14 protein-coding genes and 1 riboswitch are annotated in these 15,979 nt (G+C 73.4%); of the genes, 9 read left to right on the top strand and 5 right to left on the bottom strand.

The genetic code is table 11. From position 1 onward, the window contains the following. The first annotated feature begins 40 nt into the window (after nucleotides 1–40). Nucleotides 41–1,396, top strand: coding sequence for an extracellular solute-binding protein (locus VKA29_RS34375; RefSeq protein ID WP_324789968.1), 1,356 nt, complete (start codon nucleotides 41–43; stop codon nucleotides 1,394–1,396). Between the two features lie 197 nt (nucleotides 1,397–1,593). Here the strand turns inward: VKA29_RS34375 and VKA29_RS34370 are convergent, their stop codons facing one another. After that, the gene (locus tag VKA29_RS34370) at nucleotides 1,594–1,761 is read right to left on the bottom strand and encodes a hypothetical protein (protein ID WP_324789967.1); all 168 of its coding nucleotides are present in this window, start codon (nucleotides 1,759–1,761) and stop codon (nucleotides 1,594–1,596) included. Nucleotides 1,762–1,859: 98 nt separating this feature from the next. Here VKA29_RS34370 and VKA29_RS34365 point away from each other — a divergent pair, with 98 nt between their 5' ends. After that, nucleotides 1,860–3,203, top strand: coding sequence for a helix-turn-helix domain-containing protein (locus tag VKA29_RS34365; protein ID WP_324789966.1), 1,344 nt, complete (start codon nucleotides 1,860–1,862; stop codon nucleotides 3,201–3,203). A gap of 277 nt (nucleotides 3,204–3,480) precedes the next feature. After that, the gene (locus tag VKA29_RS34360) at nucleotides 3,481–4,230 is read left to right on the top strand and encodes a GAF and ANTAR domain-containing protein (protein WP_324789965.1); all 750 of its coding nucleotides are present in this window, start codon (nucleotides 3,481–3,483) and stop codon (nucleotides 4,228–4,230) included. A gap of 79 nt (nucleotides 4,231–4,309) precedes the next feature. Here the strand turns inward: VKA29_RS34360 and VKA29_RS34355 are convergent, their stop codons facing one another. Further along, complete coding sequence (locus VKA29_RS34355) at nucleotides 4,310–5,083, bottom strand: hypothetical protein (protein WP_324789964.1); 774 nt, start codon at nucleotides 5,081–5,083, stop codon at nucleotides 4,310–4,312. Nucleotides 5,084–6,194: 1,111 nt separating this feature from the next. Between VKA29_RS34355 and VKA29_RS34350 the strand changes: the two genes are divergently transcribed. Then, complete coding sequence (locus tag VKA29_RS34350; protein WP_324789963.1) at nucleotides 6,195–7,172, top strand: nucleoside hydrolase; 978 nt, start codon at nucleotides 6,195–6,197, stop codon at nucleotides 7,170–7,172. An 18-nt stretch (nucleotides 7,173–7,190) separates the two neighbouring features. On the opposite strand, the gene VKA29_RS34345 is transcribed toward VKA29_RS34350, so the two are convergent. Next, nucleotides 7,191–8,231 carry a HoxN/HupN/NixA family nickel/cobalt transporter gene (locus tag VKA29_RS34345; RefSeq protein WP_324789962.1) on the bottom strand — a complete coding sequence of 347 codons (1,041 nt, stop codon included), beginning with the start codon at nucleotides 8,229–8,231 and terminating at the stop codon, nucleotides 7,191–7,193. A 27-nt stretch (nucleotides 8,232–8,258) separates the two neighbouring features. Then, nucleotides 8,259–8,448: riboswitch (cobalamin riboswitch) on the bottom strand. An 80-nt stretch (nucleotides 8,449–8,528) separates the two neighbouring features. On the opposite strand from VKA29_RS34345, the gene VKA29_RS34340 reads away from it, so the two are divergent. Beyond that, nucleotides 8,529–8,912 (top strand): metalloregulator ArsR/SmtB family transcription factor, encoded by a 384-nt coding sequence (locus VKA29_RS34340; protein WP_324789961.1) that lies wholly within the window; start codon nucleotides 8,529–8,531, stop codon nucleotides 8,910–8,912. 368 nt (nucleotides 8,913–9,280) lie between these two features. After that, a complete protein-coding gene (locus tag VKA29_RS34335) occupies nucleotides 9,281–10,936 on the top strand; it encodes a glycoside hydrolase family 13 protein (protein WP_324789960.1) in 1,656 nt (551 codons plus the stop codon). Nucleotides 10,937–11,029: 93 nt separating this feature from the next. On the opposite strand, the gene VKA29_RS34330 is transcribed toward VKA29_RS34335, so the two are convergent. Continuing rightward, a complete protein-coding gene (locus VKA29_RS34330; RefSeq protein WP_324790228.1) occupies nucleotides 11,030–11,761 on the bottom strand; it encodes a DUF4142 domain-containing protein in 732 nt (243 codons plus the stop codon). A gap of 304 nt (nucleotides 11,762–12,065) precedes the next feature. Here VKA29_RS34330 and VKA29_RS34325 point away from each other — a divergent pair, with 304 nt between their 5' ends. Then, the gene (locus VKA29_RS34325; protein WP_324790227.1) at nucleotides 12,066–12,752 is read left to right on the top strand and encodes a DUF6445 family protein; all 687 of its coding nucleotides are present in this window, start codon (nucleotides 12,066–12,068) and stop codon (nucleotides 12,750–12,752) included. 48 nt (nucleotides 12,753–12,800) lie between these two features. On the opposite strand, the gene VKA29_RS34320 is transcribed toward VKA29_RS34325, so the two are convergent. Then, on the bottom strand, nucleotides 12,801–13,172 hold the full coding sequence (locus VKA29_RS34320) for a DUF6479 family protein (protein WP_324789959.1): 372 nt from the start codon (nucleotides 13,170–13,172) through the stop codon (nucleotides 12,801–12,803). A 274-nt stretch (nucleotides 13,173–13,446) separates the two neighbouring features. Between VKA29_RS34320 and VKA29_RS34315 the strand changes: the two genes are divergently transcribed. After that, nucleotides 13,447–13,836, top strand: a complete 390-nt coding sequence (locus VKA29_RS34315) for a luciferase family protein (protein ID WP_324789958.1) — start codon at nucleotides 13,447–13,449, stop codon at nucleotides 13,834–13,836. A 181-nt stretch (nucleotides 13,837–14,017) separates the two neighbouring features. Next, nucleotides 14,018–15,964 carry an Ig-like domain repeat protein gene (locus VKA29_RS34310; RefSeq protein WP_324789957.1) on the top strand — a complete coding sequence of 649 codons (1,947 nt, stop codon included), beginning with the start codon at nucleotides 14,018–14,020 and terminating at the stop codon, nucleotides 15,962–15,964. The last annotated feature ends 15 nt before the right edge of the window (nucleotides 15,965–15,979 follow it).

Below are 15,979 nucleotides of genomic sequence, written 5' to 3'. Positions count from 1 at the left end.
GGGCCGACGGGGCCGACGGGGTCTGCGGGGTCTGCGGGCCGTGGGGCGGATCGCGGCGTTGCTGGCGCTGCTCCTGTCGGCCGCCTGCTCGGGCGGGCCGCAGCCGCCCTCCGACGAGGAGGTGCCCGGCCAGATCGTGATAGCCAGCGGCCGGGACGTGACCGGCAAGAACGGCGTACGCGAGCAGCTCATCGACGCCTGGAACCGGCAGCAGGAAGCGCGGCACACCGGCTACAGCGCCCGGCTCGTCGAACTGCCCGGCAGCGCCGACGAACAGCGCAGCCAACTGCTCGGCGCCCTGCAGTCCGGCAGCGCGACCTACGACGTGGTCAACCTGGACGTGACCTGGGTACCGGAGTTCGCCGCCGCGCACCTCGTCCGCACGCTGCCGGACGGCATGATCGGCACCGACGTCATCCCGTCCGTGGCCCGCACCGCCCGCTGGGACGGACGGGTGTACGCGGCGCCGTTCAACAGCGACGTCGGCCTGCTCTACTACCGGCGGGACTGGCTGCACCAGGCCGGCGTGCAGCAGACCGACCTGAGCGGCGGCATCAACTGGACCCAGCTCGACGCCCTGATCGGCGACGTGGGCGACGTCCGGCCCAAGGGCTACGACCACGGCTGGACCACCCAGCTCGCCGCCTACGAGGGCCGTACGGTCAACGCGGTGGAAGCCTTCGCGACGTCGGTGACCGACCTGTCCCTCACCGACGCCGACGGCCACTACACCGGCGACGTGGACCAGTTGACGCGGGGCGTCGCGGAGCTGCGGCGGCGCACCGAGGGGTCCTACCTCCTGCCGGACGCCTTCCACTCCGACGAGGCCGCCTCACTGGGCGACTTCGCCGACGGCCGCACCGCGTTCCTGCGGCACTGGCCGTACGTCTACCGCTCCCTGTTCCAGAACTTCACGAAGGACCAGATCGGTGTGGCGCCGCTCCCCGGACGCGCGGTGCTCGGCGGTCAGAACCTCGCGGTGACCGCCTCGTCCCGGCGGGCGACGAAGGCCAAGGAGCTGATCTCCTTCCTCACCGGCAAGCAGAGCGAGCGCTGCCTGCTGGACGCCGGGTTCGCGGCGACGCGGGAGTCGGCCTACACGGACGACACGGTGCGCTGCGCCACCGCTGCCTCCCCGTCGCCCTCGCCGACCGGGGAGCGGGACGACCGGATGCCCCGCGACGCGGCGGGCCGGCCCCTGTATGCGCGTGCCATCCTGCTTCCGGCCCTGAAGAAGGCGGTGCAGCGTCCCCGCACTCCGCTGTACGGCGCCTTCACGCAGACCTTCACCACCCAGCTCGGCGCCCTGTTCGGCGACAGCCCGCCGGACGACGAGACGCTGGCGAGAAGGCTGGACGCGGCCCTCCGCAAGGCCCTGCCGGACGGACGGGGCTGACCGGAACCGGCGGGCTGACCGTGCTGAAGGGACGGACCGTGCTGAAGGGACCGACGGGGCTGAAAGGACCGACGGGGCTGAAAGGACCGAGCGGACCGAGAGGACCGGCGGGATCGACCGGACCGAGGGGACGGGCGGGACCGGGCGGGACCGGGCGGACCGAGGGGACGGGCGGGACCGGGCGGAGCGTCCGCCCGTCAGGCGCCCTGGGGGAGGTGCGGGACGGTCACGGCCACCCGGTCGGCGGTGGGCCGCAGGTCCGCCGCCCTGGCCGGGCCGGCGTTGGCGGCCAGCAGCAGGGCGACCACCGCGACGACGGCTGCGCCGAACCCTCTGGCATGACGCTCGGAGATGTGTCGGAGCACGGCAACCTCTCACTGGCATCGGGTTAAACGCGTTTAATCCGCGGTTTAACCTAGGGGCGGGCGAGGGGCAACGGCAAGGGCCGCAGGGGGAGTTGGCGATGCAGGAGCGGGACGATCCGGAGACCGTCGGGCGCCGGGTGCAGCGGTTGCGGGCGGAGCGTGGGATGACGCAGAAGCAGCTCGCCGAGCCCGCCTACACGCCCGCCTACATCTCCACCCTGGAGGCCGGGCGGGCGCGGGCCTCCGAGGCGGCGCTGCGGCACATCGCCGAGCGGCTCGGGGTGGCGTACCAGGAACTGGTCACCGGGCGTCCGGCCCGCCTCGCCACCGACCTGCGCCTCCGGCTCACCGAGGCCCAGCGCGCGCTCGCCACCGGGGAGGCGGCGCGGGCGGCCGAACAGTACGCCGCGCTGCTCGCCGAGGCCGAGGAGCACGACCTCGCCGACGCGCAGGCCGCCGCCCTGCTCGGACTCGGCGAGTGCGCCCTGGACACCGGCGAACTGGCCGCCGCCCGGATCCACTTCGAGCGCTGCGAGCGCGTGCTCGCCGACGCGCCGCTGCCCGCCCGGGTGCCCGCGCTGCGCGGACGCGCCGTCTCCCACTACCTCGCCGGGGAACTCCGTTACGCCGTCTACCTCCTCGAGTCCACCCTCGACGAGCTGAACCGGGGCGGACTGCACGACCCCGACGCGCTGCTGCTGCTGTACGCCGGCATCATCGGGCCGTACATGGACATGGGCGCGCACGCGCGGGCCGCCCAGGCCGCCGAGTTCGCGCTGGCGCTCGCCCCGCAGGCCGGCGACCCCGCGCTCGTCGCCCGCATGCACCGGTCGGTCGCCCGCACCCTGCTCGCCGAGGGCCGGGTCGCCGAGGCCGACGCCTCCCTTGCCAAGGCCGCCGAGCTGTACCGGACGCTGCACCTGCGGACCGAACTCGCCAACTGCCACTGGATGCGCGGCTACGTGTACGCGCAGAACGGCGAACTCGATCGCGCCGAGGAGGAGTTGCGCCAGGCCCTGGCCATGTTCGCCGCCGGGCGCGCCGCCCTCTACGGCAGTCAGGCCGCCGTCGAGCTCGCCGACGTGCTGCACCGGCGCGGGAAGTCCGAGGAGGCGGCCGGGCTGCTGCGCCACGTCCTCAGCGACCTGAGTCCCGACCGCGGTGCCCTGCACTCCGCCGCCGCTCACCGCCTGCTCGGCATCATCGCCGAGGACGCCCGCGACACGGAGGCCGCCGAGGAGCACTACGTGCGTGCCCTGAGCCTGCTGGAGCGGGCGGGTGCCGCCGGTGACCTGGCCGACCTGTGCCGGCTGCTCGGCGACCTGCTGCGCCGCACCGGCCGGGTGGAGGCGGCGCTGGACGCGTACCGGACGGGGCTCGGACACCGTACGGCGCCGGGCACCACCACCCTCGGACCCGCCCCCGCACAGCCTCCCGTGTGACCCGTCCGGGCCGGCGCTCGCCGCCGCGGGGGTGCGGCGGTTGAGGCAGTCGGCTCGTCCGTGTCCGGTCGGTTTCTCGTCGGCATCGCATCCCTAGCGCATCCGCATCGCATCCGTAGCGCATCCGTGTGAGAAGTGGGGGCGGGCGGGGCCGGAACAGGCGTTTCGGGCCTGGGGCCACGGGTAGTCGGGCGGCGTCCGGGCCACGGGCGGCGGCGCCCCGTACCGGAACCCCCGGACGACGAAGGCCCTCCTGCGAGTGAAGGAGGCGGTGGCAGTGGGGCCCAGGTCCGAGCCTCCAGACAGCCCCGGTGACGCCGGACGGGACAGGGCACCCGGAGTCGAGGCGATCGCCGAGTGGCTGCGCGACACCGGCCCCGGGGAGATCCCGGCCCGCCTGTGCAACGTCGCGGTCAGCCTGCTGCCGGTGACGGGCGCCGGCGTGACGCTGCACACCGACGGCCTGCCGGTGCGGCTGGGCGCCAGCGACGCACAGGCCGCCTACCTGGAGGACGTGGAGGCGACGCTGGGCGAGGGGCCGGGTCACGCCGCCCTGGAGGCCGGCGAGGCCGTGCTCGCCTGCGACCTGGCGACCGGCACGGACGCCCGGCGCTGGCCCGTCTTCGCCCAGAAGGCCACGGCCGCCGGGATCCGGGCGATGTACTCGATGCCGCTGGGCAACGAGACGGTGTGCGTGGGCACGCTCGACCTCTACCGCGACACCCCCGGCCGGCTCAGCGACCGCGACCTGCACACCGCGCGGCTCATGGCCAGGGTCGTGACGGTGGCCCTGCTGATCATGCCGTGGGGGGACGACGACGGCCGGGACGAGGTGCGCTGGCCGGCCGGCCTGGCCCGCGAGCAGGACGAGGTCTACCAGGCCACCGGCATGGTCATGGCGCAGCTCGGCGTCTCCGCGGAGGAGGCCCTGGCCCGGCTGCGCGGCCACGCCTTCGCCCGCGACCGCACCGTCGTCGACGTGGCCCGCGACGTGGTGGAACACCGCGTGCGCTTCGACCACGAGTGAGGCGGGAACGCGGGCGCCCGCCGGTCAGGCCCGGCGCGGACCTCGCCCTGTCGGGGGCCGCCCACGGCCCGGCCTCGGCCTAGATCTCCGCCCGCCCCTGCTTGCGTACGTCCGTCAGACGCCGCACCGCCGTCTCGACCGCCGTGCGGGTTGTGTCGGGGGAGACGTCGCCGAGGCCGCCGTCGGTGACCACGACGGTGTCCGCGCCGGCCCGGACGACGGCGACGTCCAGCGTGAGCACGCTCCGCTCGCCGTGGTCGGTCTGCCCGCTCAGCGTGACCCGCAGGCCCTGACGGGCGTCCCCGGCCTCCGGCAGCACGGCCTCGACGACCTTGACGTCCTGCATGTAGCCCTGAGCGGTGGCCGCCGTGAACCCGGCGCACTCGCGCGGCAGCGTGCGCATCCAGGCCAGTTTCCGGTCGACGGCCGAGGGTGCGAGGGCACGGACCTGCTGGCGCAGCTGGGATCCGTCCAGGGCGTCGTCGAGACCGGTCTGGGCGAGGACGCGCGCACCGGCGCCGAACAGGTCGTCGGTGTACAGGGCGTCGAGGAGCCGTCGGCAGTCCGGCGCCTTGGCGGTGGCCTTCAGCAGACCGTCCCGCCAGGTCGCCGCTCCCTGGGTGGGGGTCCAGGACGGGCCGAGGTCGGCCGGGGTGAGCAGGGCGGCCTGCGCCTGGTCCCGGGTGAGCGGGCGCGAGGAGAGGGCGTCGGCCGGTGAGGTCGTCGCGGCGCGGGAGGCGGCGGGCGCGGGCTGCCGCGACGCCGCCGGGCCGGCCGTGCAGGCCGCCGCGGTCGGCAGGACGCCCGCGCAGAGCGCGGAGACGACGAGGACGCGGGCCGGGGTGCGGGTCATCGGGGCCTCCTGAGCCGGGCAGCTTCCAAGATCGGTACGTCTCCCACGGGACCACCGCCTCCCGGCCCCCACCAGTGCGCCGGGCCGTCCGGGTTACGGCAGCGCCCCCACCCGCCCGCCACCGAGGCCCGGCCGCGGGCCGCGGGCCGGCTGTCGCCGGTTGGCCGTGGCCGGTCTTCGGCCGCCGGTTGCCGGTCGTCCGCCGCCCCTCGGACGCCGCCCGTCGTCCGTCGTCCGTCGCCGAGAACCCGCCCCGCCTGTCGAGGGTTGGCTGTTGGCCGTCGCCCCTCGGCCATCGCCCCTGGCCCGGCGCCAGTCACCAGGTGCCTGGCCTGGCCCGTGGCCTGTCGTCTCTCGCCCCTGGCCCCGTCGGTTGCCGCCAGGCCCCGTCGCCCATGGACGGTCGCCGGTCGCCGGTTGCCGTTTGCCGGTCGCAAGGTGCCTGGCGACCTGGCCGTGCCTGTCGTCCCTGGCCCGTCGCCGGTCGTCAGGTTCCTGGCACTTGGCACCTGGCCCGTGGTCCGTGGGCCCGTCGGCCCGTCGCCTGTCTCCCGTCGGTTGCCGCCAGGTCCCGTCGCCCATGGACCGTCGCCGGTCGCCGGTTGCCGTTTGCCGTTTGCCGGTCGCAAGGTGCCTGGCGACCTGGCCGTGCCTGTCGTCCCTGGCCCGTCGCCGGTCGTCATGTTCCTGGCACCTGGCACCTGGCCCGTGGTCCGGTGGCCCGTCGGCCGTTGCCTGTCTCCCGTCGGTTGCCGCCAGGCGCCAGGCTCCAGGCGTCCGTCACCCGGGCGGCAACGCCCGCGGCGACTCTGTGCGGCGCGGCTTCCTGTCTCCGCCCGGCGGTGCCGGAGCGGGTCCGTGCCGGGCCGTGGGCGGCGCGCGGCCGTGCGCCCGCGGCGGTACGCGGCCGGGTGTCGTACGGCTGGGGTGCGGCCGGGTGCCGTACGGCTGTGGGGCGGGCGGTGGCGCGCGGGAGCCCGGCGGCCGGCGAACGGGCCGGACCGGGGCGTCGCCGGGCGACGTGGTCGGCGTCGCCGTCCGGATCGCCGCCCGCGGCGACCGGCTCGCGGCGGCTGCGTAAGGTCACTGTCCGAGGAGAGAGGAGCCTGCCGTGACCGGTCAGCCCATCCCGGTGATCATCGACTGCGACACCGGTGTCGACGACGCCCTGGCCCTGCTGTTCGCCGTCCGCCATCCCGGGCTCGACCTGCGGGCGGTCACCTGCGTCGCCGGGAACACGGACGTGGACGGCGTCGTGCGCAACACGCTGACCGTGCTGGAGCAGGCGGGCGCCCCCGACATCCCCGTCGGCCGGGGCGCCGAACGCCCGCTGATCGAGCCCGTCCGGTCGGCGCGGCACGTGCACGGCGACGACGGCATGGGCGACCTCGGCCTGCCCGCGCCGGCCCGCACCCCGTCCGGCCTGGACGCGGTGACCCTGCTGCGCCGGGAGATCCTCGGCTCGCCGCGCCCGGTGACCCTGATTCCCACCGCGCCCCTGACCAACATCGCCCTGCTGCTGCGCACCCATCCCGAGGTGACCCGCAACATCGAGCGGATCGTCTTCATGGGCGGCGCGGTGGCGACCGGCAACGCCACGCCGGTCGCCGAGTTCAACGTCTGGCACGACCCGGAGGCGGCCGCGATCCTGCTCACGGCGGGCGTGCCGATCACCATGTACGGCCTCGACGTGTTCCAGCGGGTCGTCGTGCCGGCCCCGGACGTACGGCGCCTGCGGGCGAGCACGGAACCGGGCGCCCGCCTGGCCGGCGAACTGCTCGCCCACCGCCCCGCCGCGCCCGACCCCGACGGCGACGACCCGGCCGGCGGTCTCGGCGACGCGGGCGCCGTCTGCTCGGTCGCCGACCCGGCCGGCATCACCACCCTGTCGCTGCCCGTCGAGGTCTCCCTCGCCCCCGGCCCGACCCGCGGCCAGACCGTCGTCGACCGGCGCGCCCGCCCCGGCGAGTCCGAGATCCACGAGGGCGGCCGCGGCCGGCCGCTGGTGGACGTGGCCCTGGACGTCGACGTCCCCCGCTTCGTCCGCCTGTACCTGTCGACGGTGGAAGGGGGGACCGGTCGCTCCTGATCCCCCTTCCGGGAGCGCTCAGTCCGCCTTCGCCGGCCGGGCCGCCCAGCGTTGTTCCACCCTGGCCAGCCGCCAGTACGTCACGGCCACCGCCCAGACGACCACGAACAGGCCGACGATGACGTAACCGACGTCGCCGACGTCGAGACCGGCCAGCTGCATCGTGCCGATGACGAAGGCGACGGCGATGGACAGGCCGGTGATGGTGACGTTGTAGTAGACCTTGCGCACGGGGTTGGAGAAGGCCCACTGGTAGGCGAAGTTCATGAACGTGCCGTCCAGCGTGTCGAACAGGCACATCCCCGCGGTGAACAGCAGCGGCAGGCACAGCACCGCGTACCACGGCAGGCCGGCCGCCGCCCCCGAACCGGCCATCGCCAGCAGCACCACCTCGGTGGCCGTCTCGAAGCCGAGCCCGAACAGGAAGCCGACCGCGTACATCTGGCCGGGGCGGGAAACCGACCGGGTGAGGCGGCCGAGGAAGCGGTTCACGAACCCGCGTGACTCCAGGTGCCGTTCGAGCTCCCGCTCGTCGTACGTGCCCGCCCGCATCGCCCGGAAGACCCGCAGGATGCCCACCAGGGCGACCAGGTTGAGCGCGGCGATCAGATACAGGAACGTGCCGGCGACCGTCGTTCCCATGAAGCCGAGGACCTGGTGGACGGACGAGTCGCGGTTGGTCACCCGGTCGGCTAGGTGCGTGCCGCCCGCGGTCAGCGCCGCCAGCACGATCACCACGCTGGAGTGGCCGAGCGCGAACCAGAACCCCACCGACACCGGCCGCTTGCCGTCGGCCATCAGTTTGCGGGTGGTGTTGTCGATCGCCGCGATGTGGTCGGCGTCGAAGGCGTGCCGCATCCCGAGGGTGTAGGCGGTGACGCCGAGCCCGATGCCGAACGTGCGGGTGCCGACCTCGTAGTGGCCGGGGGCGACGAGCAGGAACAGGATGCCGAACGCGACGACGTGCAGGGCGGCGATGACGGCCAGCAGGCCGGCCGTCTTCACCGTGTCCTCGCGCCGCCAGCGGAAGGAGGCAGAGTTGTGGGCAGGGTCGGTCATACGGTCACGCTCCAGCACCTCGTGGATCACTTCGTGAGCTGCCGTGGCCGGTCTCCTGGCTCTCAGGTCGTGCGTTCCCGGCCCGCCTTCCCGGCCACCTCGCGGCGGCCAGTGGCTGTCCCGTGAGGGACGTGGACCGGCAACTCCCTGATCACAGTGGCGAGGGCCGCGCCGGCATCGCACCGGCTTCCCGAACACCACGGCCCGCCCACCGTAGGGGCCGGGCCCCTCCCCTGCATAGCTGCACACGTGCGCAGGTATCGAAGATCACAGAGGGACGCCTGCGAGGATGGTTCCATGCATCTCGTCCCGGCCGACCGCGCGGACCGCCGCGCCATCGACGGCCACCGGGTGTGCGACGCGATCGCCGCCATCGGCGACGCGGGCCGCGTCCGCGCCTGGGCCGCCCGTTTCTCCCTGCTCGCGGACCCGAAACGGCTCGCGCTGCTCCTCGCCCTGCACCGCACCGGCCCCCTCGCCGTGTCCGACCTGGCGATCGCGACCGGCATGAACGACCCCGCCGTGTCCCAGGCGCTGCGGCTCCTGCGGGCCGCCGGCGTGGTGGCCGGCGAGAAGGAGGGCCGCGTCGTGCGCTACCGGGTCGTCGACACGGACGTCCAGGCACTGCTCGCCCACTGCGGGGCGGACAGCGACCGGGACGGCGGCTGGGACGGAGCCTGACCGGCCCCGGGCGGCGCACGGCCGCACCCCGAGGCGCGGTGCGTACCCCGAGACGCGGTGCGTACCCCGAAACGCGGTGCGTACCCCGAAACGCGCACGCGCACTGCAAAGCGCGGCGCGCACCCCGGAGCGCGGAGGCGCGGCGCACGGCGGATGGGCGCGCGGCGCAGGACAGGCGTGGACGCGGGGCGGGCGCGCGGCGCAGGACGCGGTGGGCGCGCCGCGCACGACGCGGCGGACGAGGGGCCGGACGCGCCGACGACCCCCCCGCGGCCGGAGGTTACCGGGGGGTTCCGGGTTCACCCGGAGGGCTGTCCGGACAGAGTTGTGTCTGTCGTCTTTTCTCCGGCCCGTCCGAAGGGGAGCACGTGAACCACCCCGCGCCCGACCTCTCGTCCAGGGACCCCGACTGGTGGCGGCAGGCCGTCGTCTACCAGGTCTACCCCCGCAGCTTCGCCGACGCCGACGGCGACGGGCTCGGCGACCTCGGCGGGATCACCCAGCGCCTGGCCCACCTCGCCGCCCTCGGCGTCGACGCCCTGTGGCTCAGCCCCTTCTATCCCTCCGAACTCGCCGACGGCGGCTACGACGTCGTCGACCACCGGGACGTCGACCCGCGCCTGGGCACGCTGGACGACTTCGGCGCCATGGTCGCCGAGGCCCACCGGCTCGGCCTGAAGGTGCTCGTCGACCTGGTCCCCAACCACACCTCCCACCGGCACCGCTGGTTCCGGGAGGCACTCGCCGCCGGCCCCGGCTCGCCCGCCCGCGACCGCTACGTCTTCCGCGACGGCCGTGGCGCGCACGGCGAACTCCCGCCCTCCGACTGGCAGTCCGTCTTCGGCGGCAGCGCGTGGCAGCGGGTGCCGGACGGGCAGTGGTACCTGCACCTGTTCGCGCCCGAGCAGCCGGACCTGAACTGGTCCCACGAGGAGGTGCGCGAGGACTTCCGCACCACCCTGCGGTTCTGGTCCGACCGCGGCGTCGACGGCTTCCGCGTCGACGTCGCGCACGCCCTGGTCAAGGACCTGAGCGAGCCGCTGCGCGACCTCGGCGACCTGCCCCGGGTCGCCGAGGAGGCGCTGCTGCTGACCGCGCCGGGCAGCCACCCCTACTGGGACCGCGACGAGGTGCACGAGATCTACCGCGACTGGCGCACCGTCCTGGACACCTACCGCCCGCCCCGCGCGGCCGTCGCCGAGGCCTGGGTGCCGGACGCCCGGCGCGCGCTGTACGCCCGCCCCGACGAACTGGGCCAGGCGTTCAACTTCGAGTATCTCCAGGCCCGTTGGGACGCCGAGGAGCTGCGCCGGGTGATCGCCTCCTCGCTGCGTACGGCCGGTACGGTGGGCGCCTCCGCGACCTGGGTGCTGTCCAACCACGACGTCGTACGCCACGCCTCACGGCTGATGCTGCCGCCGGGCACCGACGAGAACGCCTGGCTGTTGTCCGGCGGGCACGCCCCGGCGGTGGACCAGGCGGCCGGGCTGCGCCGGGCCCGGGCGGCGACCCTGCTGATGCTGGCGCTGCCCGGATCGGCGTACCTCTACCAGGGGGAGGAGCTCGGCCTGCCCGAGGTCGCCGACCTGCCCGCCGAGGTGCTCCGGGACCCGATCTGGGAGCAGACGGGCCACGTCCGCAAGGGCCGCGACGGCTGCCGGGTGCCCTTGCCGTGGACGACGACGGGGCCGTCGTACGGCTTCGGGGCGGGCCGGGCCTGGCTGCCGCAGCCGCCGGGATTCGCGGCGTACTCCGTCGAGGCGCAGGACGGAGCGGAGGGCTCCACCCTGGAGCTGTACCGCAGGGCACTGCGGCTGCGCCGCAAACTGCTCGAGGGCGAGTCGCTGACCTGGGTGCAGGACGCCCCGGACGGAGTCCTGCACTTCACCCGCTGCGACGGCTGGCGGTGCGTCACCAACCTCTCCGCGACCGCCGTCCGGCTGCCGCCCGGGGAGGTGCTGCTGAGCAGCGCGCCGGTCGAGGACGGCCGACTGGACCCGGACACCACCGTCTGGCTCGCCTGACCGCACCGGACGCGCGCGGCCGAAGCCGCCGCACCGGAGGTGCGCGGTCACCGCGCTCTCGGCCCGGCCGTCACCCCCCTCTCGGCCCGGTCGTCAGCGCACCGTCGGGCTGGGGGCGGCGGCCTGGCCCGACGACTCGCCGGGCAGGGCCGGCGGCTGGGTGGTGCTGTCGACCGGCGGGGTGAGGACCACCTCGGGCTGGCCCGCGGCCGGTGGCGGCGGGGTCAGGTCCGAGGAGGGCAGCTTCGGAGGGGTCGTCTGCTGGAAGAGGGCCTGGTCGAAGTCGACCAGGCCGGTCTGCTCCATCACCGTGATGTGGTCCAGGACCGTGTCGTTGGCCTGGTCGGCGAGCGTCCGCACCAGGGTGTTCTTGGTCGTCGAGCGGATCTTCGCGATCGTGTTGAAGATCGAGCCGTGCGTGATGCGCAGGATGTTGGCGAAGTCCTTGTCGAACTGCGCGCCGCTGTCGGCGTTGAGGGTGTTGATGAACCCCTGCTGCTGCGGACTCGGCTGGTTCGGAATCGCGATGTTGAGCATCGGGCCGATCTTGCGGCAGCTGGCGTCCAGCGCCGCGTGGCCGTCGATCAGATGCTTGCTGGCGGTGATGACCGCCTTGCTCTGCCCCTTCTTCAGACCCATCTGGCCGACCGGGTACTCCCACAGCCCGGCCGCCCGCACCTTGACCACGAAGTCCCGGTCGCCCTCCGTCAGCGGTCCCCACTGGGTCTGCGCGATGACGCGGTCCGGCGAACTGCTGACCTTGCTGACCCCGAGCATCGACGGATAGGCGAGCGCGACGAGGGTGATGCTGAGCGCACCGCCCACGAAGAGGGTTCCCATCGCGTTCCGCGAAAAGCGCACCGTGCCTCCTGCCCGGTCGGGGATCCCGCCAAGGCGCGGCGGGGGTCGGACGCAGGGGAGTACGGACGGGATCAGCCGCGGAACCTTTTGATTCGGTAAAAAGTGGGGGGTGTGAGCCAGGTCTCGCACGGCGCCGGGGCCGCTGCGGCGGGTTGACGGGATGTTGACCGTCGTGCAGGAGAGTTGACCCGTTCGCGGGAGAGTCGAGACCTGCCCCGCGCCTACATTCGGCCGCATGTCCCTCCAGCCCCCCAGGATGCCCGCGGGCATGTCCGCCCAGCCCCCCGTCAGGATGCCCGCGGTGCTGCCCGTGCTCCCGTACCGCAAGCCCACCAAGGGCCGCGACTACTGGGTGCTGGACGACGTCCTGCCCGACCCGGACGCCGTGCGGGAGCGCTGTCTCGCCAGGGACGACTGGGTCCAGGGGTATCCGTACACGGCGGAGACCTGGCCGGGCCTGCGTGCCATGCCGGGACTGGAACCCGGCGAACTGGCCCGCGTGGAGCGGCTGGTGAGGAAGGCGACCGGGGCGGACCGGCTGTGGGTGCAGCGGGCGCCCGGCGGCGGCACCCTCAACCACAACTGCGTCCAGGTCGTCGGCGCGGGCGAGAGCGAGCCGCGCCCGCACACCGACTCGCGCGCGCTGTGCCGGTACGCGGCCGTGCTCTATCTCAATCCCGCCGTGCCCGCGGACTGCGGGACGAGCTTCTACCGCCAGTCGCTGCCGGGCGGCCGGCTCGGCGGCAACGTGGTGCAGGCGCCGCACAACAATCTCGTCGAGGCGCTCGGGACGCGGTTCGTCGCGCCGGACGCCTTCGAGGAGGACGTCCGCGTTCCGCACCGCGGCAACCGGCTGCTGCTCTACAACGCCAACCTGGTGCACAGCGCCACCGGCTACTGCGGCAGCACGCCGGCCGACAAGAGGATGACGGCGGTCTTCTTCTGGATGGCCTGAGCCGAGGGGACCGCGCGCTCGCAGGTCACGCGCTCGCAGTTCACGCGCTCACACGTGGCCGATGCCGCCGCTGCCGAAGGAGCCGCTGGAGCCGGGCAGCCAGCGCCGGCGGTTCTGGTCCTTGCCCGTTCTGGTCGACGAGGCGTGCAGTTCGTAGGGCATGAGCCGTTCGCCGTGGTCCCCGAACGGGACCTCGTCCGGCTCGCGCACCTCGCGCGCCTCGCGGACCGCGCCGCCGGGCGGGGGATGGGGCTGGTCCTCCGGGCTGGGATGGGGCAGCTCGCGGTCCCGGACCCGCATGCCGAGCTGCACCGCCCAGATCAGCGCGCCGGCGATGAAGATACCGCCGAGGAAGGCGAGGATCAGGTTGACCACGTCGCCCGCCGAGGCCGCAGCCAGGACAAAGGTCACTGTGTTCATGAGCCGATTATCACCCTAATGACCGAAAAGAGCAGAGTGTGTGTATCGGTTATGTCGATCGGGTCCATCGGGCCCGCGCAATGGATGGCGAACACGGGTTCGATGCCGTCGGTCGATGACCCGCCCGCGGTCGATGACCCGCCTGTGGGTGATGGCCCGCCTGCGGGTGATTCGCCCCGTTCGTTCCGATCCTGGCGGACCCGGGCAGATTCTCCGTTGGTTACGGATCGCTCAATCCCTGGTGGCCGCACGGTGATCGGCGCACCATGGGCTCATGACGCCGGTCCTCAGAGCCATGCAGCAGTTGGAGACATGGCCCGACCTCAGCCCGTGCCCCACCAGTTGCGGAACCGGCCGGGCGCTGCGCTCGGCCCGTGACGAGATCGTCCACTTCCACTCGGACCGCGACGTGGACCTCCACCTCACCGCCCCGGCGATCCAGCGGCTGCACTACGACTTCGCCGGGTCCAGCGCGATCCACCTGGTGCCCGGCTCGCGCTGGGTCACCGTCCACCTCGACTGCGGCACCGATGTCGACCTGCTGCTCAGCCTGGTGAGCGTCGCCCTCAAGGCGCATCAGTTCCGGCCCGTGCGCGGCGACGCGTCGGCGGCCTCGTGCAACTTTCACCGCGTGACGGTGCTGCCGCGCGACGCGGGCGGCTGACGCGGGCGGCCGGACCGCCCCTGACGGAAACGCCTTTCCCAAGTGTCACAGGCATGACATAGGCTGCCATTCGCAGCCGCGCCCCGCGCGTCACCGCCGTCCGGCGGTCATGCCCGGGTGCTGCGCGGCGCACTCGTCTTCCCGGTCACACGCCGGGTTTTCTCGTGGGGGTAACAGCACTGTGCGCACGCGCAGCATTTCGACAGCGACGGCACTGGCGGTTCTCTTCAGCTCGGCGGCGCTGAGCGTCGTCGCGGCCGGCACCGCCTCGGCGGCCACCGCCAAGGTCACCACGCCCGGCGGCATCGTCGTGGACGGCGCCCTGAAGCGGGTCTTCGTCGGCGACCGCTCCACCGGCACCGTCACCGCCACCGACTACTCCGGCGCCGTCCTGGAGTCGGTCAGCGGCCTCGAGGGCGTCACCGGCCTGGCGGTCTCCGACGACGGCACCACCCTCTACGCGGCCGCCGAGGGCACCCACGACATCGTGGCCCTCGACGCCGCCACCCTCGACGAGAAGGCGCGCTACCCGGTCGCCACGCTGAAGGGCCCGCGGTACGTCGCCTTCAGCGCCGGCAAGGTGTGGTTCACCTACGGCGACCAGTGGGACGGCAACCTCGGCTCGGTCGACCCGGCGGTGACCCCCGGGCCCGACACCGACCCGGTCGCCCTCGGGCAGGCGCCGGAAGGCGTGTCGATCTGGAACCCGGGCCTGCTCGACACCGACCCCTCCACGCCCGGCCTGCTCGCCGTCGGCGAGACCGGCGACTCCACGGGCTCGATGGCGATCCTGGACGTCTCCTCCGGCACCGCGCAGAAGGTCGCCTACTACAGCAGCGACTACACCCTCAACAGCGGGATCGGCGACATCGACATGGTGCCCGGCGCCTCCCAGGTGCTGGTCAACGGCACCTTGCGGGACGCCTACCAGGACGGCAAGTTCACCCAGGTCGGCGCCTACCCGGCCGGCCAGCGGGCCGACATCGCCCCCGACGGCACGGTCGCGCAGATCAACGGCACGCAGATCTCGACCTTCAAGCCCAACGCCACCAAGCCGATCCGCACCTACTCGGCCGGTTCGTACGGCACCGCCGACCTGGCCTGGGCCCCGGACGCCTCCCGCGTCTTCGCGCTGGTCGGCGTCTCGGGCGGCGGCTACACCGTCAAGGCGCTCACCGACCCGACGAAGAACGTCCCGACCCTGACGATCAACGCCCCGTCGACCGCGAAGCGCGCCACCAAGCTCACGGTCACCGGCAAGATCTCGGCGACGGTACCGCTGCCCAGCGGCGTGAAGCTCGAGGTGACCCGCACCGACCTGGAGTCCCCGAACGGCAAGGCGCTGCCCTCCGTCACGGTGAAGGCGGACGGAACCTACTCCTTCTCCGACACCCCGCCGGCCGGCGGCACGGTCACCTACAAGGCCAGGTACGCGGGCGACGCCCAGCACGCCGCGGTCAGCGCCAGCGACAAGGTCTCGGTCTCCCGCAACGCGACCACGCTGACCCTGAACAACAACGGCAAGCTGTACTCGTACGGCACCGACGTCAAGTTCACCGCGCACCTCGGCACCACGTACAAGAACCGCACGGTCGAGATCTGGGCCGACCCCTTCGGCGGCGACAAGCCCAAGAAGCTGATCAAGTCCGGCACGGTCAACTCCAGCGGCAACATCACCGCGACCGTGGACATGACCCGCGACACGCTCGTCACCGCGGTCTTCAAGGGCGACGCCCGCTACGCGCCCAAGACGGTGAAGTCGACGGCGTACGCCAAGGTGAAGGTCTCCGTCGCCGTCTCCAAGCACTACAAGACGGCCAAGATCGGCACGCACACGTACTACTGGTTCCACAAGAGCACCGACCCGCTGCTCACCACGACCATGACGTACTACCCGGGCCGCCAGCAGCGCTTCGACCTCCAGGTCTACTACAACGGCACCTGGTACTCCGCCGACTCCGAGTACTTCCCGATCGGCAGCAACGGCAAGTCGGCCGTCTCGCTGGGCGCCCCCGGCGAGTCCGGCATCAAGGCGCGCATGCGCTCGGCCTACATCAACGGCTCCTCGGGCGACAGCGTCAACTCGACGACGTACAGCTCCTGGAAGTACCTGTACTTCTCCAACTAGCCGGTCCGGAAAGCC

It is taken from the genome of Streptomyces sp. H51 (assembly GCF_035656535.1).
Taxonomy (GTDB): Bacteria; Actinomycetota; Actinomycetes; order Streptomycetales; family Streptomycetaceae; genus Streptomyces.
Note: the sequence above shows the minus strand (reverse complement) of the source record. Positions and strands in the feature narration are given on the sequence as shown.